Source organism: Clostridium vincentii, from assembly GCF_002995745.1.
Classification (GTDB): Bacteria; Bacillota; Clostridia; order Clostridiales; family Clostridiaceae; genus Clostridium; species Clostridium vincentii.
Window position 1 is genome coordinate 101,684 of the sequence record NZ_PVXQ01000007.1, and the last position, 25,932, is coordinate 127,615.

A 25,932-nucleotide genomic window follows, 5' to 3' on the forward strand; every position below is an offset into this window, starting at 1 on the left:
TTTTGTGAGTAATAAACTTAAAGTAGATTCTTTTTTATCTACTATACTTTTTAAATAAATCATCAAGAGCTTCTCTGAGAAGAAATGCTTCAGTTCTATCATTTGCCTTGGATAGTCTAGAAAGTCTATCAAGCTGAGTTTTAGTAAAATAGTTGGATTTTAAAACCATACTTTCTGCTTCAGAAAGACATACCCTGTTTTTCCCTAATTCCTTTGCTCGAAACAGAGCACTATCTGCTACTCTAAAAAGTTCAACTACATTCTTAGCATCCCTAGGATAACTTGCTACTCCGAAGCTTAGCGTAAAGCATATATTATCTGCTTGATTATCACTTAGGCTAAAGGTATTATCTGATAAATATCTTCTTATTTCTTCTAATTCCATAAAGCTTCTTTCAGCACCTTTTTTTACAAGTAATATATTAAATTCATCACCAGTTCTACTAATAACATCTGTTGAAGACAAATTATTGGTTAAAATTGAAATAAGTTTGTTTATCACTTCATCGCCAATAGAATTACTATATAAGTTGTTTAAATTTTTAAAGTTATCAATATCAGCAACTACAACACTGAATGGTCCTTCATTTTTTGATATCAGTTCTTTAGTTTTAGATATCAAATCTTCTTTTGACGAAAGTATGTTATCCATAAATAACCTCCATATATACTTATTGATTTTATAACTAATGCGTATAATTGTTAATAATATTTATACTAACATCAACATATATACGTGTCAATATATACGTTAACGTATATATGTGTAGATATATACATTGACATATATATGTCTAAATGGTATGGTTACAGTTGAAGATAAGTTTTTTGCATGCTAATTAGGATGCTTTTTTAGTGTATATATAAATAATAAGGATTAATAAGCTGTAGAGACTTCTCTACAGCTTATTAAGACTTATTTTAGTAATATAGAGTTTTGCTAGTAATAAAAAATATAGATTTAGGTGGGTTAATTAGAATTCAAGAAATGCAGAGATAATATTAAGAATGAAAGTTAATGTTAGAATAAAAAGGAGGGGACAATTTAATGAGAGCAGATAGCTGTACCTTAATTAATAATTATTATACTAAAATAGATCGAACTAAGATATATATGGACTATGCTAATAAATGTGTAAAAATAATTGATTTTAATAATATATCAGTTCAAAATTTAAAAAGAATTATTCGCTTTTCATCAAAACAACATTTAAGTAAAATTATTTGTAATTGTGATATTGAATCTTCTGAAATTTTTATTCATGCAGGATTTGATTTAGAAGGAAAAATCAATGGTTATTTTAGAGGCAAAGATGCACTTTGTATGTCTTATTTTATTAGTAGTGATAGAAAAGCTTGTAAGGATTTTTCTAAGAAAGAGTTAATAGTAAAACAGTGCTTGGATGTAAGAGATACTTTTATATATAGTGGTAATAAATTCACATACAGTATAAGGAATGCAGTTGAAAGTGATATAAAGGAAATGATAGCACTATTTTCTACCGTATTTACAACGTATCCATCTCCAGTTTATGATGAAGAATATTTAAAGCAAACAATGGAGGGGGAAATTTTATATAAAGTTGCTGTCTATAATAAAAAAATAATTGGTGTAGTTTCAGCAAATATGGATAAAGAAAACTTAAATGCAGAAATAACTGACTGTGCCACTTATTCGTGTTATAGATGTAAAGGCGTACTAGCAAATAGTATTTATTCTTTAGAATTAGACCTTAAAAATATGGGGTTCATTACTTTATATAGTCTATCTAGGGCAATGAATCCAAGTATTAATATTGTGTTAAGTAAACATAATTATGAATTTACAGGTAGGCTAATAAATAATTGTAATATATGTAGTACATTTGAAGATATGAATATTTGGGTGAAAAATATCAATAATACCTTATATCATAGGTTTAAATAGAGATTATCTACAGTCGTTTGGAATCATTTAATAGTGAGTAAAATGATTAGTTTTGTAGTAATAATGGAGGAATAGAAATGGAAGAAACAAACAAACATAATACCCATAACACATTATTCCATTGGCATAGCTTTAAATTAAAGCTTGTATTTGAAGGGATTGGGATAGGGCTTATTACTGGTTTATTAGTTGTGTTATATCGTTTTGCACTTGAAAAGGCGGGAGTTCTTTTAATTGATGTGTATAAAGCTATATCTATAAATTCTATGCTTATTTTACCCTGGATTGGAGCATTAATAATTATAGGATACATTGTAGGAGTAATGGTTAAACGCGACCCAATGATTAGTGGAAGTGGGATACCACAAGTTGAAGGAGTTTTACTTAGAAAAATTGATATGACATGGTGGAAAGTTATACTAGGTAAATTTATCGGAGGAGTTCTTACAATAGGGTCAGGTCTTTCTTTAGGACGTGAAGGGCCATCGGTTCAATTAGGTGCAGCCGTGGGACAGGGGTTTAGTAAGGTATTTAAAAGAATAAAAATAGAAGAAAAATATCTTATTACAAGTGGAGCCAGTGCAGGGTTATCCGCTGCTTTTAGTGCACCTTTAGCCGCAGTAATGTTTGCATTAGAGGAAGTTCATAAAAATTTTTCACCATTAGTTTTACTTTCAGCATTATCAGCCGCATTATCAGCTGATTTTGTAGCTAGCGGATTTTTTGGGCTAAAACCAGTTTTTAATTTTAAGAACATATCTATATTGCCTCTTAAGTTCTATTTTTATATAATTTTATTAGGTGTTATTCTAGGAATTTTAGGTGTGTTGTTTAATAAACTTATTTTAAAAACTCAGGACATGTATGTTAAGCAAACATGGCTCCCAAAACAAATGAGAATAATAGTACCCTTATTAATATCAGTTTTACTTGGAATTTTATTACCACAAGTTTTAGGTGGAGGACATGAACTTATAGTTTCACTAGTTACAGAAAATTTTTCTTTAACTATTTTAGTGATTATAGTTTTTGTGAAATTTTTATTTACTATGGTTAGTTACGGATCAGGGGCACCGGGAGGAATATTTCTTCCACTCCTTGCGATTGGAGCTTTAGTAGGAAATATTTATGGAATGGTACTTGTGCATTTTGTGAGTTTTGATAGCATGTATATTAATAATTTTATAATACTTGCAATGGCAGGATATTTTACAGCTGTAGTTCGTGCACCTATAACTGGAACTATTCTAATTACTGAGATGACAGGTTCATTTAGTCATTTGCTTTCTTTATCTATTGTTTCTATAGTTGCATATATAGTTGCAGATATTTTAGCATCTAAGCCTATTTATGAATCATTACTTGAAAAGTTTTTACATAGTCAAGGTGAAAAAATATCTTTTGGCAATAAGAAGAATAAGTCTATATTAGAGTTCGCAGTTTGTATGGGATCAGATTTAGATGGAAAACAGATTAAAGAGGTCAATTGGCCAAATTATTTTTTACTAGTAGCAGTTAAGCGGGGAGAAGATGAAATAATCCCAAAGGGAGATACTGTTATTCTGCCAGGTGACTATTTGATTGTTCTGACTAATGAAGATAAAGTAGCTAAAATAAATGATGCTTTAGCAATAATGACAGGAAGTTGTGAGATATTAAATAAACAATAAATAGTTACATTTATCTGTCTTCAATAGCAGAAGCAAGTGCGATTTTATTAATAAAAATCGTACTTGCTTTTTTTATAGAATATTATGAATTCATAACCTTTATTAAACAATCGGATTAATAAAAACGCCATAAAATATAGAGTTTTGGGAAGTTGTTTAGGTAGATGAAGAGTTAGTTACTATACTAATTCCAATTGCCTATAAAAAGAATAATTTTTGAAGTTTCAGAGAAAACTAAAAATAATGAAAAATTAGTAGTAATAAAACGTAGCGGATTAATTTTAAGACAATAAAAAATGATATTGAAAGGAATGAATAAATTATGCCTACTATTACAAATGTAGAGATAAAAGATACTGATAGTTTAGTTGTAAAAAAAATAAAAGCAAAGCTCAATGATGCAGACGGACAAACAATCATTACACTTTATAGCGGTGATAGTTGTGATATCCGATTTGCTGAAGATGCTAAAGGTCTTGTCTCGTCAAAGATACCTTCAGAAGATCAACTTGGATGGGAAGCTTTTGATGCTGCAGTTGAGGTGACAATGAATAATGGTGGCAAAGCAAAAAAAGGAAATGCCCAATCCGGTGCCAAGCTAGGCAGTGCAAAATTGATGGTTAACTCAGTTGAAGGATATATTGCAAATAAATTACATGGAGTTGAGGAGGGTGAAGGCGCCTTTGGGCCTAGTTTTGTTATTTGCGCTATTCTTGATTGGGCTGAAATTTGTAAAAATGAAAAATCGTTTCTTTCAATTGAACCAATGTTTTTAGAAGAATATAAAAAAAATAATAAAGAAGAATAAAAGAAATCATATTAATAATTGATGTAAATGAAGGGGAGGATATAGTGGAAAATAATGGAAGTATAAAGGTTGTTCCTTTAGGAGGTCTTGGAGAAATAGGTAAAAATATAACGGCTATTGAGTATGAGGATGAAATCATAGTTATAGACTGTGGTATAGCTTTTCCTGATGAAGAAATGCATGGTGTAGATTTAGTAATTCCAGATATAACTTATTTAAAAAATAATGCAGAAAAAGTAAAAGGAATTTTTTTAACTCATGGACATGAAGATCATATAGGATCATTGCCCTATATTTTAAAACAATTGAATCTACCTATTTATGGTACTAAGCTAACTTTAGGGCTAATTGAAAATAAATTAAAAGAACACTATATGCTTTCAGACTGTGAGCTTCATAATGTAAATGCTGGAGATGTAATAGAACTACAAAATCTTAAAATTGAATTCATAAGAGTTACTCACAGCATAGCAGATTCTTGTGCTATTGCCATTCACTCACCACTGGGTGTTATATTACATACTGGTGACTTCAAAATTGATTTTACCCCCATTGATGGATTAGTTATGGATCTAGAACGTATTTCAAATTTAGGTAAAGAGGGCGTTATGCTGCTTATGGCTGATAGCACAAATGTGGAACGGGAAGGGCATACAATTTCAGAAAAAGCTATAGGAAAGACTTTAACTAGAATATTTTCTAATGCCCAAGGAAGAGTTATTGTAGCCACCTTTGCCTCAAACATTCATAGAATACAGCAGATAGTAGATGCCTCTGTAATGTATGGTAGAAAAATTGTTTTTAGTGGACGGAGTATGGAGAACATCTCACAAGTAGCTATGGACCTAGGATATCTTCATATACTAGAAGATTACATTATAGGTATAGATGATATGCATAATTACTCTAATAAAGATATTACAATAATAACTACTGGAAGTCAGGGAGAGCCTATGGCAGGCCTTGCTAGAATAGCTTTTGCTACTCATAGAAAACTTGCCATTGAGCCAGAAGATTTATATATTATTTCTGCATCTCCAATTCCAGGCAATGAGAAACTTATATCTAGAGTGATAAATGAATTATTTAAAAAGGGAGCAGAGGTAATTTATGAGGATTTAGAAGAAGTGCATGTATCTGGTCACGCCTATCAAGAGGAATTAAAATTAATTCATGCATTAGTTCATCCAAAATATTTTATGCCAGTTCATGGCGAATACAGGCATTTGAGGCATCATGCTAAATTAGCACAAAAATTAGGTATGCAGGATAAAGATATATTTACTATGGAAACAGGGCAGGTTTTAGAACTTACAAAGGAGGAGGCTAAAGTTACAGGAAAGGTACATACTGGATCTGTATTTGTAGATGGACTTGGTGTGGGGGATGTTGGAAGCATAGTACTTAGAGATAGAAAGCTTTTAGCAGAAGATGGAATGCTCACTATAGTGGTTACCTTAGAGCGGGAATCTTATAGTATTATTGCAGGACCGGATATAATAACTCGTGGGTTTGTATATGCGAAAGAATCAGATGAATTGATTAATGAAGTAAAAGAGATTGTCAGGAACGAACTTAATAAATGCTTAGATAATAGAATTATTGAATGGTATGTATTAAAATCTAATATGAAAAAATCCGTAGAGCGATATTTATATAGAAAAACAAAGCGTAATCCAATTATTCTTGCAATTATCATGGAAATATAACAACATTTCAAAAGCCGAGGGATTAATATAAAGCAAAAAAGTACTTAACATGTAATAAGATTATGTTAAGTACTTTTTGTTATGCACTTATTAGTCCTGTTTTCTATATGCAGAGTTTGACGAAAGTTGCGGGAGAAATATAGTGTTAAAAATAGTATAATTATAGAAAGTTATGGATATTTGTAGATATGTAGATCTATTAAAGTTCAGATAAAGTAATGCAATAATTAATAATAGGATTAAATCTATTATTTCAATAAATAAACAAAAGGAGATATGCATTATGAGAAATATAATGCCAAGTATGGGTTTGGATTCTAAGGATGATAATGTTGATAAAAGCAAATATATAGGGGAATCTGATTTGGAAAAAAAGTTAAATAAAAGAATTAGACAACTTGAAAATGAGTTGCAGTATACCAAGGAATGCCTCCAAATATCAAATGAGGAGCATCTTGTTTACAATGAGGAACTACAGAGTACAAACGAAGAAATTCAATCAGTAAATGATGAATTACTAAAAATCAACATCCAGTATCAATATAAGAATCAAGAATTGGATGAGTTATACAATGATATGACAAACTATTTAAACAGTGGAGATATTGGAACTATTTTTCTTGATGAAAACCTTTGTATAAGAAAGTTTACACCGAGTATTACTAAAGAGATAAATCTTAAAGTACAGGATATTGGGCGTCCAATGCATCACATATCCAATAATCTGATTAATGATGACTTAAATATAAATGCAAGCGAAGTATTGAACAGTCATATGTCATCTGAGAAGGAAGTTCAAAGTAAAAATGGAAACTGGTATTTATTGAAATGCGCACCATACTGCACGTTTGGGAATTTAATTAAGGGAGTAGTAGTATCTCTTGTGGATATAACTAGAAGTAAGAATGCTGAATTAGATATGTTTAGAAGCAAGGAGAAGTATGAGCAGTTGGTTGAAAATTCGCCTTATTCTATTTATATAATACATAATGGCATGTTCTATTTTTCGAATTCAGCAGGAATAAAATTATTAAATGTAAAAGATCTGAATGAATTAATGTTTGTAAATTATGGCTATTACTTCAATGTTGATGAAGAAGAGCTAATAGATAATGGTGTTAATAGCATTCAAATGCAAGGAAAAACTATCATACCAAAAGAGGATAGAGTTGTTCTGCCTGATGGGACGGTACTCTTATTGGAAATATCAGCAATGCCACTTATCTTTGATGGGAGAGTAGCAAAACTATTATTAGTAAGGGATACTTCCTTTCTTCTAAAAGAAAGGCTTTTAGAAGAAGAAAATGAAAAAAACAAGAAATTATTAGATGAAACAATTTTATCAGAAACTTTAAAGACGGAGTTTTTCAGTAATCTTTCTCATGAACTGAGAACGCCTTTAAATGTAATTTTAAGTGCTTTACAGCTTTTGGATACCTATACAAGTAGCAGTGGTATTAATGATAAAGAAAGAAAATTTAAAAAGTATAGTAACATAATGAAACAAAATTGTTACAGACAATTAAGACTCGTTAATAATATGATTGATATTACAAAACTTGATGCTGGTTTTTTTGAGTTAAATCTACAGAACTGTAATATCGTCGATGTTGTTGAGAGTGTTACTATGTCAGTATCCGAATATATCAGAACTAAATCTATTGATTTGATTTTTGATACTGATATAGAGGAGTGTATAATATCTTGTGATCCAGAAAAGATTGAAAGAGTGATATTAAATCTACTTGCTAATTCAATAAAGTTCACAAAACCAGGTGGAAGTATGAAAGTAAACATGTATGATAAAGGAGAAAATATTATAATATCAATAAAAGATACAGGCATAGGCATTCCAAATGATAAGTTAGATATTATTTTTGATAGATTTAGACAGGTAGATAGGTCGCTTACACGAAAACAAGAGGGCAGTGGTATTGGATTATCCATAGTAAAATCCCTTGTGGAGCTACATGGAGGTGAAATTTCTGTATTGAGTGAATACGGCAAAGGAACAGAGTTTATCATTGTGTTTCCAGTAATAGTAAAGCTTGAGGAGAACGATATATGTGGAGTATTTGAAGCTGAATCACAAGAAAGAATTGAGAGAATACATATTGAGTTCTCGGATATCTATTCCTTAAATTAGAATTATTCGTATATATGTCATAGTTAAAATAGATTGCTGAAAAAATAATGTAGAAAATTAAAATCTAATATATTCTGTTTACAAATAATTTGTTATAATAAGAAGAAAAATAATGCGTGCATCAATCTGTGAATGGAGGGCTATGATGAAAGAGAATAGGAAACTTGACACAATCGTAAGGACTAAAAATTCTGAGGATAATGTCTCCAAAATAGATACTGTAAAAACAGACTTTTCAATAGTTGGCATAGGGGCTTCGGCAGGAGGATTGGAGGCTCTGGTAGCTTTCTTGGGTAATGTGCCTGAAAATAGTGGATTGGCTTTTGTTATCGTTCAGCACATGGAGAAGAATAGTAAGGATATTTTGGTTGAGTTACTTCAGAGTGCTACTACTATGAATGTTGTTCAGGTACGTGATAACATATCAGTGCAGCAAGACTGTGTCTATGTAATTCCGCCAAATAAAAATATGTCTATTAAGGATAATGTGCTAAACCTTTTTGATTATGTTGAGACTCACACTCTACATCTGCCTATAGATTACTTTTTTTCTTCCCTAGCGGATGATAAGCAGGAGCGAAGTATTGGCGTCATCCTCTCAGGCATGGGTAATGACGGTACATTAGGACTTAGAAAAATCAAGGAAAATGGAGGAGGAGTATTTATCCAGGAACCGTCTACTGCTAAATTTGAGGACATGCCTAACAGCGGCATTGAGGCAGGGTTATCAGATGTTATATCGACAGTAGAGACTTTACCGTCAAAGATTATTTCCTATCTTGAACACAAGGTATATATAGTTAAGGATGATCAGGAACATACAGATAAACTTATGAATTACTTCGATAATATTATAGAACTGTTACGAATACATACAGGTCATGATTTTTCTTCATATAAAAAAAATACTATACAACGTAGGATTGAGCGGTGTATGGGTATCCATCAAATTGATGATATAGCTACATATGTAAGTTTTTTGAAAGAGAATCCTCAGGAACTGAAATTGTTATTTAATGAATTTTTAATTGGGGTTACCAGTTTCTTTCGCGAGTCGGCAGAATGGAATTTGCTAAAGGACAAAGTTATGCCGGAACTCTTAGCTGATCGGTCACCTACTGATACTATTCGAGTTTGGATATCTGGATGTTCCACTGGCAAGAGGCTTACACATTAGCGATTGTCTTTAAAGACGCACTGGATCAATTAAAGCCTTTCAAAGACTTTTCGATTCAAATTTTTGCTACCGATCTAGACTGTGGAGCTATTGATAAAGCACGGGAGGGGATTTTCTCGGCTAATATTGCAAAAGATATGTCCACCGAGCGCCTAAATAAGTATTTCGTCAAAGTGGATAGGGGTTATCAAGTTATCAAGTCAATTCGGGATATGGTCATCTTTGCTCAGCAAAACATGATTAAGGATCCGCCATTTACAAAGATCGATATATTGCTCTGCCGGAACCTACTTATATATCTGACACCCGAGATTCAGAAAAAGCTCATTCCTCTTTTTCACTACAGTCTTAATAAAGGTGGTTTTTTATTTCTGGGAAGTGCGGAGTCCGTAGGGAACTTCACTAATCTTTTTAAACCACTTGATCTCAAATCGCGAATCTACCAGCGACTCCAACCATTAATTCAGACGGAGCCCGTAGAATTACCAACCTCTTTTATCCCAGCTCGTTCTGTAGTGAACAAGCCTGCGAATGAGGTGAAGAACTTGCAATCGCTGGCTGATAAACTGATTTTGCAATATTATTCACCGGCCACTGTGCTAGTCGACGGTAAAGGGGATATCCTTTATATTACCGGGCGAACTGGTAAATACCTTGAACCGGCTGCTGGTAAAGTCAATTGGAATGTTTTTGCCATGGCTCGTAAAGGGCTAGACTATAAACTGAGTGATACCTTCTACAAAGCTGTTCGGCAAAAAGAGGAAGTTACTTTTAAGAATGCTATTGTGATAAATGAAGGTGGACCGCTTATGGTTGAAATATCAGTAAATCCACTCAAAGAGCCGGAGGCACTAAGTGGTATGGTAATGATTGTTTTTACCGATGTGACAATTCCTAATGTAAATCAAACAATAAAAGCAACTGGACAAACCTCTGTTAGTAATAAGCGGGAGGAAGAGCTGGAGCGCGAACTACTACAAACACGCCAAATGTGGCAAGTTACTGGTGCAGAAATGCAGATATCCCAAGAAGAATTCAAATCCAGCAATTAGGAATTGCAGTCATGTAATGAAGAACTCCAATCGACAAATGAGGAACTGACTACAACCAAGGAAGAAGTACAGTCATCAAATGAAGAGTTAAAGACAATTAATTTCGAACTACAGGCCAAGTTAGACGGCTTGTCATTAGTCACTAACGATATGAAGAATCTAATGGACAGCACGAAGATTGCCACCTTGTTTTTGGATAACACGTTACTGGTTAAGCGTTTCACCAACCAAATGACTGTAGTCTCTAGGTTGATTTTGAGTGACGTTGGTCGACCAATCACTGATATCGCGTCTGATCTTATTTATCCTGAACTGACAGAAGATGCTATGGAGGTGCAACGTACACTGATTGCTGTTGAAAAACAGATCATGTCTAGAAATGGGAATTGGTTTAGTGCGCGTATTCTGCCTTACCACACGTTAGATAGCGAAAACGATGGTGTAGTAATCACTTTTGTAGATATAACTAAATCCAAAGTGATGGAAGTGGAGCTTAACAAAACAAAATTGGCTTTGGAGCAACAAATTGTAGATCAAGAGGTCGAGCTATCACTAGTGAATAAAAAGTTGTTGGCAAATAACAAGTTGCTGGATGAAGTACAACAAGGTTATAGAGAAGTCGCTGCGTCAAAAGATTCGGATTATAATAATTTATAGGTATTTAACCCCTCAAGGTATATGTAAAAGTTATTCTACACATACTAATAATAATAGAGGGGTGAACATTTTGGATGTAATTTCATTAATGAAAAAAGTTAAGAAGAGAGAAGAGAGTGTAGATATCCAGGAGGCATTTAATATATATAATCTTCTAAGAGCAAGATATGTTAGCGTTCAAACTGTCCAATTATTTAAGAATTTTGTTCATGACGTAGATTGGGAAATAATCCTGGATAAATTTCAGGGGCATTTTGAAAAGCAAATAAAAAATTTAGAGAAATTAGGTGAAAAATTTCGTATTATTATGCCAAACAGGCCTCCCTTGGATGTCAAGTTTGCAACCCGTATTAATGATATAACAGATGATTATATCTATAAAAAAATATTCCATGACCTCATAGCACAGCTAATGTCCCTTATCCATGCAGTTCGTTCAACCAGTACAAATGATAATTTAAGAAGTATTATCATACAAGATTTAATAGTCCATTTTGAGGATTTTGATACCCTTTATAAGTTTGGTAAATTGAAAGGCTGGGAAGAGCCGTATCCTACCTTCAAGACTTCTATTATTCAGGAAGAAGAACCGCTTTCTACATCAGAAGCATTTCATATTTGGGATCATATAATTATGAGATATGAACAAATTGAACTTATAGCTATATTCTCTAGTTTTGCTCATGATACTGAGTTTAAGGTAATACTTGAGCATGGGTTATATATTTATAACAAGCAGATTAACAAGCTTGAACAGTTAGCACTAAAGCTTAATGTACCTCTGCCTAGCAGACCATCACAACCAGTAACTGCTCCAATAGATCCTGAAACAATCACGGATAGATTTATGTACCGAATTATATTAAATCTGGAATTGTCTTCCTTGGATACACATGTCAGAGCAACTATTGAGACGATTAGGAACGACACATTGCGTAAGTTATGGAGCGGGCTACTTAATTCAGAGCTTGAGTATTATGATAAATATCTGAAGTATGGAAAAATGAAAGGTTGGACAAGAGTGGTCCCAATGACGTAAATAATTCTTCAGTATACATAAATACCTTCAACTTCTTCATGAAGTTGAAGGTATTTATTTTCTTATTTAACCTTTAAGACCATTGGTCTGGCGGTCCATGTTTTCTATAACAATATCATGAATATCACCTAATGAAGTACAATACTCAAGTAATTTCCATGGAGTATTTGTGTGAAAATGAATTTTAATAAGTTCCTCATCACCAACAGCAAGTAAGCAATCGCCTTCGATGTTTTGTGTAATATACTCATTAATTTTATCTTCTGAAAGATTTTCGCCTTCAATTAATAGCTGCGTATCAAATTTATATTCAAGCATAATTATTCTCCTTTCTAGTTTTACATATTCTGATTTATCTATTGGTTAATTTATATAACTTAAATAAAATCATCTAAGCCATTAACTGTAGTTTGTTCATTCTCATTAATAGGAATAACTATGCATTTTTGGCCATTAATTATTTGAGATTTTATCTGAGGTATTTTTTCAGGATTTACTTGAAGTATAACATCATAGTGAGGAGTAACCTTATTATCTTCTGAATTTGCATCCTGAACTTCCTCTAAATTAGTCTCTAAAGTTTCTTCTAAAACCACATTATCATCATCAATTTCTGTAGACAGTTGAGTTTCATTATCTACAGCAGTCTCTTGTTTAACTTCATCAAGTCTATTTTGAAGTATCGCTACTTGTTTCAGAAGGTATTCTTCCTTTTTTCTTTGCTCATTTGCCTTAAGTGTTTTTGCGTCAATTAAACTTTCTGCTAAAGGAAGATCATCGCCAAAGTTTTCCACATAGGATTTTTCAATCTTAGTAATAATTTCTTCGGAAACTCCACTTTCTATTAAAAGGTTTTGTATAGCCTTATTTGATAAGCTTATAGGTTCACAATCTGTATCATCATACATATCATTATGTTCATCAATCATAGTATTTAGGTTTTCTTGTATTTCTATAAAAATTTTATCAGCTTTCTTTTCATCAGTACTAAAAGAATTTTTAATAATTGATTGGAATGTTTCTTTTTGTATAGTAGCAGTTTGTTTTGAATAACAACCTAAAGCAGTTTCCATTAATTCAGGATGTGTATCCTTTGCATTTTTTGTGTAATACATAATAGAGTTAACATCTGAACTACGATCAATAAAAGCAGGAAACACAAAGCCATTAATTGGTGCATCAACTACCCAATTTCTAATACGTGCTTTTATTTTATTTTCTTCTTCAAAGTATCTAAGACCAGATTCTGATAGTGAAACAGGACATATTGCACATAATACATATTCATATACTTCTTCAGATTCATCTATCTTTATATTATCTTTGGTTTTAGCAATAACATCATAAGCATCATGAAAAACAAGTATTAAAAAATTACCAGTATAATCATAAGTATCTATAATAGATTTATAAAAATCATCAAGAAGAGCATCATCCTTTAATTGACTTTTTTTAAGCTGCATAAGAGAAACTTGCTTTTCATTTATAAGATCTTCATTAGGCGGAAAGTTAAGTTCTAAAATATTATTCCCAATAGTCCCAGACAAGACTTTTTTAGCAATTTCTAAGTATTTAAAGTATTCATCCTCATCTAAATTTATAAAGGATTCTCTAAATTTTAAAATAGTATGTTTTTCGCCATTAACATAGCAGCCACACATTTTAGTGAAGGTGCAATCATCTTTCTTTAAACGTTTTTTTAACTCAAGTATATCTTTTCTTCTCATATATAAACCCCTCAATCTAGTATTTTCTATTTGTAGGCAGTACTTAATATATTCTCATTATTAAGTATAGTATTTTTTTTATATTAATTAAAGATTTTTTTATGATAACTTAAAATAGAATAAATTAATTATTGAAGAGGTAATAGACGAGTAAATTTATTTATAGTTTATTATGTATGAAATGTGATGTAATTAGTTTGAATATAAACAAATAAAGAATACTAGTGGTTAGTTTAAACCACTAGTATTTATGAGGGGAAATTAACTAGCTCTATTTCATACCTAACATCATTAAAATACAATCTGCTAATTCTTGTCCATGCATGCCACATGTATGAATGCATTGAGCTAAAGTTTGACCTATCATTACAACACCTCCTATAAATTATATTTTAATTATAATCTAAAGTTATGTAGATACTATGAAGAGAACTCAAGTGATTGCTAACACTAGCAGAGTGTTCATGTAACTTCAAATCACCATTATCTTTAATATAAAAATACCCATATATATTTATTCTTGTTTACAGAGTGCATTAATCAGTATAATAAATACATGCCAGTTTCGAACTCGTAGGATATTACGAATATAAGGAGGATTTAAGTTATGTTAGATAAAATAAGAGCTTTGCCACATAAAGTGACATTTGCAATAGGACTTACTTTAGTACTAGTGGTTTCAACAATGAGTGCTATACTACCATTTAGTATTTGGTCAATGCTGGTAGAAGGGATTTTTCTATTCATTGCAATGCTATTAATTTTGATTGCATCTGATAAAAAGCATTCAAAATGAGCATAATTTAACTCCACTAATTTTTACCATACATCAAAAGAATAATTGACAATGAATATACATAATTCTATAATTAAGTAAAGTATATGAAAGGTAAGGTATTTGGAGATATGAGTAAATAATTCACTTAAAGAGTTTTTAAAATAAAATAATAAGGATTCCAAATTGAGGATTTTTTGTTGTGTAATTTATTAAAAATGTGAGTGGATATTAACTTGTGGCTGTGAATATTACCTTAAATATTATCCCTAAAAGTATTATTTGTGATGCTTTAGGGTGTTTTTATGATAATTATTAAACTTAAGCAAATTATTATTCTCTCCGAATTATAGGAGGGATTTTTTTATGCTATTAATTGAAGGTAAAAATATAAAAAAATATTATGGAGACAAACTTATACTCCATATAGAAGATTTAAAAATATATTCAGAGGATCGAATAGGCTTAGTTGGACTTAATGGTGCAGGTAAGACTACTCTTATAAAAATACTTTGCGGAGAAGCTGAACCAGATGAAGGCTGGGTTAAAAGATATGGAAACTATAGTATTGTAGATCAGCTTGTTTCTAATGAACATGGATATATAGATAAAAAAGCAGCTAATAAATTTGGAGTTGTTCCGAACTGGAACAATAATTTAAGTGGTGGTGAGAAAACAAGATTTAAGATAGCTAAATGTTTTAATGAAGACAACGATATAATATTTGCGGATGAGCCTACTAGTAATTTAGATGTGGAAGGCATAGAGCTTCTTGATAATAAGTTTAAAGAATATAAGGGAGCTATTGTAATCATATCTCACGATAGAGATTTTCTAGATAAGCTATGCAATAAAATACTAGAGATAGAGAACGGAGAACTCAAAAATTATATAGGTAATTATACGGCATTTAAGCTTCAAAAAGATTCGGAAATAGAACGAGGATTATTTGAATTTCATCAGTATGAAAAAGAGAAAAAAAAGCTTGAAGGCGCCATGGAGGATACAAAACAAAAGGTTGGTACTATGAAAAATACTCCCTCAAGAATGGGGAATTCAGAAGCAAGACTTCATAAAATGGGGAATCAGAAAGCAAAGGCCAACCTAGATAGCAACGTAAAGAATATGAAAGCTAGAATAGATCATCTTGAAGTAAAGGAAAAACCGAAAAATATACAAAATATAAAGTTAGATGTGTTAGGAAAAGGTAAAATTCATAATAAAATAGTTATTTCAGGAAAAAATATAAGTAAGTCTTTTGAAAATAAAATTATATTTAACAATGCGGAGTTTGATATTTATAATTGCTCAAGAACTGCACTTATTGGAGCAAATGGTAGTGGTAAGAGTACTCTTATTAAGATGATAGTAGATGGAGATTTTCAAATTAAAACAGCTAAGGGTGCAAAAATAGGTTACTTCAGCCAGGATATGAATATTCTTAATGAAGAGCTAAGCATTCTGGATAATGTAATGGATAATAGTATTTATGATGAAACTTTTGCTAGAATTCTTTTAAGTAGACTTTTATTTAAAAAAGAAGATGTTTATAAGAAGATTAATGTACTAAGCGGAGGAGAGCGAGTGAAGGCTTCCTTTGTAAAGGTATTTTTGAGTGATATTAATCTGCTTATTTTGGATGAACCAACAAATTATCTAGATATATATTCCTTAGAGGTGTTGGAAGCAGCACTGAAGGATTATGATAGAACCCTTCTATTTGTCTCCCACGACAGAAGATTTATAAGTACAGTTGCAAATAGTATATTATCTATCGAAAACCACAAATTGATTACAGTTCGGGGCAGTTATGAAGAATATCTGTGTAAAAAGGACAATAAAACAGATGTAAAAGATAAAGATTTGGAAAGTGAAATTTTTCTCCTTGAAAACAAGCTATCAGAGCTTGTTAATAGAATTTCTATGCCATCTAAAAAGGATGATCCTAAGAAATTAGATAAAGAATATTACGAAGTATTGAAAAAGTTACAGGAAAGTAAGATGAGGAAAATATAACCAATGTAATATTTGACTATGAAATGGTCAAGGCATTTTCTAAAGCAATTGTACCTTATCCCATGGAAATATTTGTTGAACTAAGTAGCGGTGGTGTAATTCTTCTGATAACTATATACCGCAATTTGTAGTTATAATTTAAGAAATTTGTAATATGATGTATAAATACTATATAATATTACAAAAGAGGATAATTAGGGGGACAAATGATAAAAATAGGGATTTGCGATGATATGATAATTACTACTCAAGAAATAGAAAGTTACATACTAGAAGTAAGTAATTATTACCCACAGAAAATAGAGATAGAGATTTTTTATTCTGGTGAAAAGTTTTGTGATAGGTTAAAAGAGGGCTGTTATTTTGATATTATATTTATGGATATTGAAATGGGGAAAATAAATGGAATTGATGCAATTAAAAAATTAAGAGAGAAAAATCAAGAAACTCTTATTATATATATTTCCAGCAAACAAAACTATTTTATGGATTTATTTGAAGTACAGCCATTTCAATTTATTCTGAAGCCCATTAATCAAGAGGAGTTCAATAGGAAATTTGAATTAGCCTATGAAAAAATTTGCAAACAGAGCCATTGTTTTGAATTTAAAATGGGGACAAGTATAGTTAGAATACCTATAAAGGATATAATCTGTTTTGAAAGTTGTCAAAGAGCCATATTTATGATGACTAAAGATAATAGCTATAAGTTTTATATGAAACTTAGCGAAATAAAGAAAGAATTAGAAGAGCATAATTTCTTGCTTTTGCATCAATCTTATTTAGTTAATTTTGAATATATCAAGGAAATGCATTATTCCCATGCTGTTTTATTAAATAACCAAGTCATTAACATCAGTGAAAAAAGACGAAAAGATATAAGAAAAGAATATATTATAATGATTAGAAGGATTAAAATTAATGTATAAATTTGAGGTAATTCTATATTTAGCTTCAAATGTATTTTATATGTTTATGATATATAAGTTTATAAATATATATTTATTAAAGTGCAAAGTTACACATAAGAAAATAATAGCTTGTTATATACTGTATTATGCTATTGTGAGTATAGCTTATTTAAAAATAGAAATTCCAATTATAACATTGACGAGTAATATAATAATGACATTAATTATTTGTATGTTATATGAAGGAAGCTGGAAAGATAGATTATGGACTATGATTATTTTACATACAATGGGAATGATTTCTGAATTATTAGTGGTATATGGGATGCAATGCATTAATTATATAAATGAAACGATTTTTATTGAACAAGGTGTAAATATTATATGGGAAATAGTGTACTCAAAATTATTATTGTTTATTATTCTTAGAGTATTTGAAAATTATAAGAAAAAAAGAACTGCAAGTTATATTTCTAATGTGTATTGGTGGTATATTTTCTTAGTTCCAGTAAGTAGTATAGGTATTCTAAATACATTATTTCGTTATAGTACTATAGAAAATAACGAGGTCCCTATTTATATAACAACTGGATCTGTTGTAGCAATATTAGTAATTAATATGGTTATTTTTCATTTGCATGATAAAATAATTAATAAGTATGAAATGGAGACCCAAAATAGGTTGTTAGAAGAAAAAAATAATTATTATATTCATCAATATGATCAAGAAGAATATTATAAGGATAAAATAAGAAGACTTTCCCATGATATGAAAAATCACCTGATTTGCGTGCAGACATTAGCAGGAAAGGGACAAATAAATGAAATTAAAAGTTACGTAGAAAATTTGTTAGTAGACAATGATATATTAAAAAGTCCAATAGATAGCGGAAATATGGTTATTGATGCAATATTAGGATATAAGATAAGTTATGCAGCTCAATATGATATTGATGTAAAATTAGATTTACAAATACCCCAGGGATTATTAATTAATGATCCTTATATATGCACAATATTAGGAAATAGTTTAGATAATGCTATTGAAGCCTGTATGCAGCAAGTGAAAGGGAAAAAGTCTATTAAAATAGCAATAGCATATTTAAAAACAAACATATTTATTTCTATTATCAACACTCATCAAGGTAATATTAAAGTCGATAAAAACAAAAAAATCATTACTGGCAAAGAAAACGCAAATAATCATGGGTTGGGGCTGAAAAGTATAAAAAGAGCAGTGGAAAAATGTAATGGTGAATTGATTATAGAATATACAAAAGAGATATTTGAATTGAATGTTTTATTATATTATATTATATAGAAAAGAAATAAGCTACATTTGGCATTATTATGAACAATTTAAGAGAATATTACAAAACATAGAGTAATTAATACATATTACAAATATAGACAAGCTAATGTGATAACATTTCGATATTACATTAGCTTGTCTTTAATTATAAAATTACTTAATTAAGAAAGGATGAAGCCTTAGAAAATAGAAACTACCATGGCTATGATATTGAGGAGCTAGATATTTATTGTCTAAGAAAAGCAATGGCATATGTTCCACAGAATATAGAGCTATTTTCCGGGACAATTAGAGAAAATATAGTTTTAGGTAAAGATAATGCTACCTATGATGATATAAAAAGTGCTTGCGAAAATGCTAGCTGCAATTATTTTATAGAAAAAATGCCAGCAAAATATGATAGTTATTTAGATGAAGCTGGAGGGGGACTATCAGGAGGAGAAAGACAGAGACTTTCCCTTGCAAGAGCATTAATTAAAAAATCTAAATTCTTAATATTAGATGAGGCTACTAGTAATCTTGATTTTATTAGTGAAGCTAAGATTTATAACACCTTATTTGTTAAGGGGAAAGATTTAACTATGTTAATTATTGCTCATAGATTATCAACCATTAGAAATTGTGACCTGATATATGTGCTGGACAAAGGTGCAGTAGTTGAGGTTGGAGATCATGAAACATTGTTAAATAAAAAGGGATATTATTATAGACTTTATGAAAGTCAGGTTGGGGAGATAAAGACTAAGACCATAGACGAAGGTCAGGAAAATATAGAAATTATCGAAACAAAAGAAAAGGCTACATCAGTGAAACCGGTAAAGGAGGGGGAAGATTATGAGTACAACTGAAAAAATAACAGTTAGAGAAAACAAGGTGTTAAAATTAAATACTGTATTGATTAGAGAAGTTAATGAAAATGAGTTCAATGATATAGGTAAGGTAGCCTATATGATGGAAAGTTATATTAAATCCAAAGGGAATTCTATTTTAGGGCCCATGATAAATTATACTACTGCTGAGGCCGATGATAGTGGACAAGTTAAGATAATATTGAAGCTTATGGTTCAGATGAAAAACGCAATACATAATGTTGAGGCGCCATATGATATTAGTAATCAGATTAGAGTTACAAACTGTTTGTTTGCAAGATTTTCAGAAAAGGAAGAAAATCTTCAATTTGCATATTCAAAGCTTCAATTATATGCCTTTGAAAATGATATTAAATTAAAGGGAGATAGTTATACTGTATTTGTAGAAAATAAGGATGGGAAAGTGATAGCTGATGTCTTTATGGAGATAGATAAGGGAGGATTAACAGTTGAAGGTCTATAAATTAAATGAAATAACAGATAGTAAGCTTTAATATGATAAAAAGCCTCCAAGGTTTATGAATTATATAATTTTAGTTGTACTTTTACTAATTATAGGCTTTTTAGTATGGAGTACAAAATCAGTAAAAACCTATGTAGTTAAAGGACAAGGTATAGTAAGTACTGAAAATAAAAGCAACATAATGGCAAAGATTTCAGGGGAAGTAAAGGAAAGCTATATTGAGGAAGGAAAAGAGGTAAATGCAGGGGACGCCCTTATAGTATTTAGCTCACCAGAGCCTAAGTATCAGATAGAGCAGTCAGATGGGCAAATTGAAATTTATAATAAAAGAATTGAGCTACTAAAAAGAGCAGAAAATGAAGCAACAAAGGGAAAGAATACCTTTGATAAAAATGATACTGATGAACTAGAGTTTTATAATAAGCTACTAAGTAGTAATGCAAAGATGGCTGAATACAAAGTAGACGAGGAAGCTTTAAAAAAACAGCAGTATACAGAGGAACAAATACAACAGGGTAAAGATCAAGCTAAGGTGAAAAAGGATCAGATATATTATGAAACAATTCTAGATTTTACTAATGAAAGAACTCAGCTTGAAATGGAAAAAAGTAAGCTAGAAGCTCAAAAGGAATCTATAACAAGTTCTACTGATGAATATGTTCTTTATGCATCTAGTAGTGGAAAGATTCATTTAAATACAGAAATTAAAAAAGGAATGGTACTACAAGGTGGTAGTCAGATAGGAAGTATTGCAATAACGAATGAAGAATTAATAATTGAGGCATCAGTACCAAGTATTGATAGACCTAGAATTCATGAAAATGATGATGTATCCCTAGCTGTTGGAGGCTTGAACCAAGCTGAATATGGCACTTTAAATGGGAAGGTAGTATCGATAGATGGAGATGCAACTATAAATAATGAAAATGGAAATGTATACTTTAAGGTAAAAATAAAACCAGAAAAGAATTATCTTGAAGATAAAAAGGGTGAGCAGGTAAGCCTAACCCTCGGAATGGTAACAGAGACTAGAGTGAAGTATGAAAAGATAACTTATATGAAATACTTCATGGAGCAAATTGGAATATGTTGATGGAGGAAGCGTTTCACTTAGTATGTCAGGAGCGTATTTATCTAAGGCAGTTTGTCTTGGTTTAGCAAGTAATTTAATTAATACTGGTGCTGTAAGTGGAATGTCAAGACAACAGATTGCATGCGAAATATTTGCACATGCTGTTATTTATTATGGTACATCACCAATTGTAGTAGGAGCAATTGGTTCTGTAATGTTTAACGATATAAGGAGTCATGCTAATCCAATAGATATTGCAGATGGAGGAGATACTTGGAAGCGTAGAGTTGCTTTTAATGTAATATGGGCATTATTGTACTAAGTGAGTAGAGTTACTTTTAATATAATATGGGGAATAACTGCAATTCATTGAATTAAATATATAACTTGTAATAAAGTTTCTACATTTTGATATATAGCTGGTCCTATTTATCTTTGTAGGAACTTTATTCATACATCTGATAAGGTTTAGTATAACGTTACTCGCATTAGATAGTGTTTCCAAAAAAATAAGAAGTGAAGTTTTGTTTAAGTTTCAATCTTCATAATTATACCAAATTAAGTTGGTATATTCTCTATAAAGCTCTACTTATATAACTTATAGTCTTTATTATATAAGTCAACTTTCGCAGTACAAAAAAACTAAACAAGCATTTAGAAACATAGGTAATATAGATATAAAATAGTCCGAAAATGAGTGGATTTATTCTTTTGTTAAGGAAATTTTTTAGTCTAGTGCATTTTTAAGCAGCTCTAAAATAACTTGAGTGGCTTCAAAGAATTGTATATCTTGAAGGTCAGCACAACAACTGAAAAATAATCCGCCTATAGTATGTAAATCTTCATTGTTACGGCTTTATGTAGATAGAATAGTTTAATATAATATCTGTCGAAATTAGCTCTATCCAATTTTTGGCTTTATTTCTATCTTCTTCTTTTCCTGAAATTAACAATGTAAATGCTAAAGGAAGAAAGGTATTCCATAGAAAGTAATAATTCAAGTTTATTTTTAATTATTGAAGATGATAATAGAAATAAAAATTTTCTCAAATTGAAATGTGTAGAATTTAAAAATCGATATACGGTGTCTTTGGCAAAAAAAATTCTGTATTTTTAGAATCTAATGTACGAAATAGGGTTTTGTCTGTAAAAATCAGTAAAAAGTGATTTTAAATATTGAACTACAAGGAAATCCTTTTTCTTTTCAAAAATTTGATTGTTTTAAAATTGAATTTATTAAGGACCTCCCCTCTGTTTTTTTGTTTCTCGTGATTAAATTATATGAAATAAGGGAATGTCCTTATATGCTGTTTCCTGTATATGCTGAAATTACAGGCTATCACCTAGAGAAATCATGTGTGAAAGTCGAGTTGATAAATTAAATATAGTATTAAAATGGCTGTTTTCTATAGCAGAAATTCTTTTTAGTTATTAAATATATTTATTTTGTGATTATTTGTAACGAATGTGATTTTTTTTGGACTAATAAGTATAGAAGGAGGTGAGAGATTGCAAGATATTGAGCAAATTTATAAAGAATATGCAGATTTAGTATATCGTTATTTAAAGAGTCTTACTAGAAATGAAGACCTTGCACAAGAATTGATGCAGGAGACCTTTTATAGAGCTATTATAAAAATCAATCAATTTAGAGGCGAATGTAAAATATCTACGTGGTTATGTCAGATAGGCAAATATTTATGGTATCAGCGTATAGATAAAGATAGAAAGCAAAAAGAAGTTTGTTTGGATGAATTAGAATGGGAACTAATTGAAAATACTGATATGGAGAAAGGACTTCTTGACAAGCATGATAAACTTGAAATTTATAAGAAGATTCAGTATTTTGATAAGGATACAAAAGATGTAATGCTTATGAGATTGACAGGAGATTTGTCCTTTGCAGAAATTGGACAATTGTTGAATAGAACAGAAAATTGGGCTCGAGTAACATATTATAGAGGAAAACAAAAAATAAAGAAAGGAATTGAAACTAATGAATGATGAAAAATTATGTTATATTGTAAGAGATTTATTACCCTCATATGTGGATTGTTTAACAAGTGAGACTTCAAATGATTTAGTGAAAGAACATATTGAAAAATGTGAAGAATGTAAGAGTATCTATGAAAAAATGACTCATTCTATTCAAAAGGAAAAAACAAATAATAAAAAGGAAATAAGTTTCTTGAAAAAATATAGGAAAGTATTAAGTATTACTATTGTTACTGCCAGCCTAGTGGTTGCTGCATTAAGTGCAGGCATGGCATATTTTGCATGGTTGTTCTTTACAGGAGGAAATCCAAAAGTACAGAATATTGTATCTGAATATGGAGAGTGGGAGGAGTTTTTAGGATATAGTAATTTGGATGTGTTTCCAATTGTATTACCTGATTCTGCATCTGATGTGGATTACTATTGTTATTGTAGAGACACTTTGTTCGACCCAAAATGTCAAGTGTATTTGACCTGCACTTATGATACACAGGATTATAATAATGAAGTAAAAAGACTTTCAGAAATCGATGAAAGTATGGGTGGAAAAACACAAGAAATCTTATATGATGAGAATTGTTTTTCATATCCGGCATATGTTGCTGTAAATAGCTCTAACTATTGTTATGAATATGCGCTGCTTTTGGAGGATGAAGATAAAATAGTTTATGTATTTACTCAGAATATTAAGAAAGAAGATGTAATATTTAGTAAGAATTATTTAGCCCAGGATTATATGAAGGAAAATAGTGATAAAACAAATGATAAATATAATATTTATATGTTTAGAGATGATAAAATAGATGGCTGGCAAAGCACGTATGGTAAATATAGATAATAAATAAGCATGAAGTAATGTTTATATAAAGATCTAATAAAATATGCATTTGTTTTCTTCTAATTTTCTGTTTAGTTATCAACTAAAGATAACTCCAATACAAAATCAGATTTATGATCTTGTATTGGAGTTTTTTAGGCTAAGAGTATCAAGTGATTATATAATTAACTTTCGCAGGACAAAAAAACCAACCTCTCCTTTAGAAACATAGGTAAGGTAAATTCTGTTGATTTATACTTAAAATTACTCATCCATACATAGTACTCTTAATCATCTTAAATCTATTTACATTACCATCAAGGACACCATTATTATATCTATAGATAACACAGCTTTTTTATAAAGAATATAATTTATTAGAATAATGATATAAAACAGAAGATTATAGGGAGGTAGTTTCAAGTGGAGTTTATGATAATATTAATTCCGATTTTAGCGAATATAGGAGTTTTTAAATTTGGTGTAAATAGTACTACCCTTTTGCTTATACTAGGGGTTTGCTTGGGAGCCTATAAAAGTAATATTTCAGAAAATCGCAAAGATATCTTTAATACTTATACATTTATAATTAAATTTAAAAGTAAAGAAAATATGTTAGAATTATTAGGTGCCTTTCTTATAAGCATAATATTCTTTAGTGATGAGATTATAACAAAGCAATTTGGTTTGTTTGAATTGTTTTTTCTTATTATGTGTACATTGTTAAATTATAGATTTTTATTTTATAATTTAAGTGGAAAAAGCAAAAATGGTAATAGATAAGAAGTTTTTAAAATAAAAAAAGCAAAGGGCAATGTAAAATTGCATCTTTGTTTTTTTATTTTATTGAAATCTTTGTAATGAAGATGAAAGCAAGCTCATCACTTTGCTCCTCACAAATATCCCCGGGTACGCCAAGCAAGGGCGTAAAAGATAATAAAAGCAATGTTTTTATTATCACTATATAGCAGGTGGAAATCCTGCATGATAAAGGTTAGCAACCAGTCATTAGTTAGTCTTGGGCTTATTATGGTGATGTAATAAGTTAAGTGTAGACAAATTAGGTACTAGGCCACAAGCGAATGCTGAAACTAATAGCCACGAAATATTGGAAAGTGGAGAGGACGATGGTTTCCGGGGACTAGAAGTCGGAACATATGAAATTGTTATAGTTAGATTTTATATGCTCTCCCGTGGTTCGAAGGTGTAGCATGGTACACATTAATATAGTACGTCAACTTGGGAGGACTCACTATTCTCCAAATGGAGTATGGAAAACAACGTTTAGTAGACAGAGGGATTCAAATGGTAGTGAGTAGTCGGATTACATCATAGTACCAATGAAGTGGGTAATGACCATGGAGGGAAGGGTGTAACATATTATAGACCTTGAAAAGAGAAACAGAAATTCTTACACAGAGGAGAAAGAAAATGTACACAAAACTTGATAGGATAGCAGAAATAGCTAGAAATAAACCTAAAGACAAATTTACGTCTTTAATGCACTTAGTGAACAAAGAAATGTTAACTATATGCCATTACGAATTAGGTGGTAACAAAGCAACAGGAGTGGATAATGTAACAAAGAAAGAATATGGAGTCAACTTAGAAGTGAATATTGATGACTTACTAGTAAGACTTAAATCCTTTAATTACAAACCGCAACCTGTAAGGAGAGTGTACATAGATAAGCCAGGTTCAGATAAGAAAAGGCCGCTAGGTATTCCAGCTCATGAAGATAAAATTGTTCAATTAGCCATTAACAAAATACTTAAATCAATATATGAACA

General features: G+C 30.6%; 21 protein-coding genes and 2 pseudogenes. 20 read left to right on the plus strand and 3 right to left on the minus strand.

Annotation, left to right across the window (positions count from 1 at the left end):
• Window positions 1-34: 34 nt before the first annotated feature.
• Window positions 35-652 (minus strand): GGDEF domain-containing protein, encoded by a 618-nt coding sequence (locus CLVI_RS05015; RefSeq protein ID WP_106059028.1) that lies wholly within the window; start codon window positions 650-652, stop codon window positions 35-37.
• 396 nt (window positions 653-1,048) lie between these two features.
• Here CLVI_RS05015 and ablB point away from each other — a divergent pair, with 396 nt between their 5' ends.
• The 8 genes and pseudogenes from ablB to CLVI_RS05060 all read left to right on the plus strand — a co-directional run bounded on the left by ablB (window position 1,049) and on the right by CLVI_RS05060 (window position 12,185).
• Entirely contained in the window at window positions 1,049-1,927 is an 879-nt protein-coding gene (ablB, locus tag CLVI_RS05020) for a putative beta-lysine N-acetyltransferase (RefSeq protein ID WP_106059029.1), read from the plus strand.
• Between the two features lie 77 nt (window positions 1,928-2,004).
• Window positions 2,005-3,597, plus strand: a complete 1,593-nt coding sequence (locus CLVI_RS05025; RefSeq protein ID WP_106059030.1) for a ClC family H(+)/Cl(-) exchange transporter — start codon at window positions 2,005-2,007, stop codon at window positions 3,595-3,597.
• Window positions 3,598-3,919: 322 nt separating this feature from the next.
• A complete protein-coding gene (locus CLVI_RS05030) occupies window positions 3,920-4,405 on the plus strand; it encodes a hypothetical protein (protein WP_106059031.1) in 486 nt (161 codons plus the stop codon).
• 44 nt (window positions 4,406-4,449) lie between these two features.
• The gene (locus CLVI_RS05035) at window positions 4,450-6,114 is read left to right on the plus strand and encodes a ribonuclease J (protein WP_106059032.1); all 1,665 of its coding nucleotides are present in this window, start codon (window positions 4,450-4,452) and stop codon (window positions 6,112-6,114) included.
• Window positions 6,115-6,397: 283 nt separating this feature from the next.
• Window positions 6,398-8,260 (plus strand): sensor histidine kinase, encoded by a 1,863-nt coding sequence (locus CLVI_RS05040; RefSeq protein WP_106059033.1) that lies wholly within the window; start codon window positions 6,398-6,400, stop codon window positions 8,258-8,260.
• 145 nt (window positions 8,261-8,405) lie between these two features.
• Window positions 8,406-10,489, plus strand: a pseudogene (locus CLVI_RS18105) (chemotaxis protein CheB).
• Window positions 10,490-10,492: 3 nt separating this feature from the next.
• Complete coding sequence (locus CLVI_RS05055) at window positions 10,493-11,146, plus strand: PAS domain-containing protein (RefSeq protein ID WP_106059036.1); 654 nt, start codon at window positions 10,493-10,495, stop codon at window positions 11,144-11,146.
• A gap of 88 nt (window positions 11,147-11,234) precedes the next feature.
• Window positions 11,235-12,185 carry a DUF3231 family protein gene (locus CLVI_RS05060; protein WP_207655330.1) on the plus strand — a complete coding sequence of 317 codons (951 nt, stop codon included), beginning with the start codon at window positions 11,235-11,237 and terminating at the stop codon, window positions 12,183-12,185.
• 66 nt (window positions 12,186-12,251) lie between these two features.
• On the opposite strand, the gene CLVI_RS05065 is transcribed toward CLVI_RS05060, so the two are convergent.
• Both CLVI_RS05065 and CLVI_RS05070 read right to left on the minus strand, forming a co-directional pair.
• Complete coding sequence (locus CLVI_RS05065; RefSeq protein WP_106059038.1) at window positions 12,252-12,503, minus strand: kinase to dihydroxyacetone kinase; 252 nt, start codon at window positions 12,501-12,503, stop codon at window positions 12,252-12,254.
• 59 nt (window positions 12,504-12,562) lie between these two features.
• Window positions 12,563-13,912: a DUF4317 domain-containing protein gene (locus tag CLVI_RS05070; protein ID WP_106059039.1), complete on the minus strand. Its 1,350-nt coding sequence runs from the start codon at window positions 13,910-13,912 to the stop codon at window positions 12,563-12,565.
• A 607-nt stretch (window positions 13,913-14,519) separates the two neighbouring features.
• On the opposite strand from CLVI_RS05070, the gene CLVI_RS05075 reads away from it, so the two are divergent.
• The 12 genes and pseudogenes from CLVI_RS05075 to CLVI_RS05130 form a co-directional block, all read left to right on the plus strand.
• Complete coding sequence (locus tag CLVI_RS05075; protein WP_106059040.1) at window positions 14,520-14,708, plus strand: hypothetical protein; 189 nt, start codon at window positions 14,520-14,522, stop codon at window positions 14,706-14,708.
• A gap of 345 nt (window positions 14,709-15,053) precedes the next feature.
• Window positions 15,054-16,703, plus strand: a complete 1,650-nt coding sequence (gene abc-f, locus CLVI_RS05080; RefSeq protein ID WP_106059041.1) for a ribosomal protection-like ABC-F family protein — start codon at window positions 15,054-15,056, stop codon at window positions 16,701-16,703.
• 206 nt (window positions 16,704-16,909) lie between these two features.
• On the plus strand, window positions 16,910-17,632 hold the full coding sequence (locus CLVI_RS05085; RefSeq protein ID WP_106059042.1) for a LytR/AlgR family response regulator transcription factor: 723 nt from the start codon (window positions 16,910-16,912) through the stop codon (window positions 17,630-17,632).
• Window positions 17,625-18,935 (plus strand): sensor histidine kinase, encoded by a 1,311-nt coding sequence (locus CLVI_RS05090; RefSeq protein ID WP_106059043.1) that lies wholly within the window; start codon window positions 17,625-17,627, stop codon window positions 18,933-18,935. Before CLVI_RS05085 ends, CLVI_RS05090 begins: the two co-directional genes overlap by 8 nt.
• A 236-nt stretch (window positions 18,936-19,171) precedes the next feature.
• The gene (locus CLVI_RS05095; RefSeq protein WP_242980563.1) at window positions 19,172-19,774 is read left to right on the plus strand and encodes an ATP-binding cassette domain-containing protein; all 603 of its coding nucleotides are present in this window, start codon (window positions 19,172-19,174) and stop codon (window positions 19,772-19,774) included.
• Window positions 19,761-20,258 (plus strand): hypothetical protein, encoded by a 498-nt coding sequence (locus tag CLVI_RS05100; protein ID WP_106059044.1) that lies wholly within the window; start codon window positions 19,761-19,763, stop codon window positions 20,256-20,258. The genes CLVI_RS05095 and CLVI_RS05100 overlap by 14 nt, the downstream gene beginning before the upstream one ends.
• Window positions 20,259-20,313: 55 nt before the next feature.
• The gene (locus tag CLVI_RS05105; RefSeq protein WP_242980565.1) at window positions 20,314-21,351 is read left to right on the plus strand and encodes an HlyD family secretion protein; all 1,038 of its coding nucleotides are present in this window, start codon (window positions 20,314-20,316) and stop codon (window positions 21,349-21,351) included.
• A complete protein-coding gene (locus CLVI_RS05110) occupies window positions 21,338-21,652 on the plus strand; it encodes a hypothetical protein (protein ID WP_106059045.1) in 315 nt (104 codons plus the stop codon). Before CLVI_RS05105 ends, CLVI_RS05110 begins: the two co-directional genes overlap by 14 nt.
• Window positions 21,653-22,839: 1,187 nt before the next feature.
• Entirely contained in the window at window positions 22,840-23,334 is a 495-nt protein-coding gene (locus CLVI_RS05115; RefSeq protein ID WP_106059046.1) for an RNA polymerase sigma factor, read from the plus strand.
• On the plus strand, window positions 23,327-24,163 hold the full coding sequence (locus CLVI_RS05120) for a zf-HC2 domain-containing protein (RefSeq protein WP_106059047.1): 837 nt from the start codon (window positions 23,327-23,329) through the stop codon (window positions 24,161-24,163). Before CLVI_RS05115 ends, CLVI_RS05120 begins: the two co-directional genes overlap by 8 nt.
• A gap of 402 nt (window positions 24,164-24,565) precedes the next feature.
• Window positions 24,566-24,925, plus strand: a complete 360-nt coding sequence (locus CLVI_RS05125; RefSeq protein ID WP_106059048.1) for a hypothetical protein — start codon at window positions 24,566-24,568, stop codon at window positions 24,923-24,925.
• 648 nt (window positions 24,926-25,573) lie between these two features.
• Window positions 25,574-25,932 (plus strand): annotated as a pseudogene (locus CLVI_RS05130) (reverse transcriptase); the annotation flags it as partial.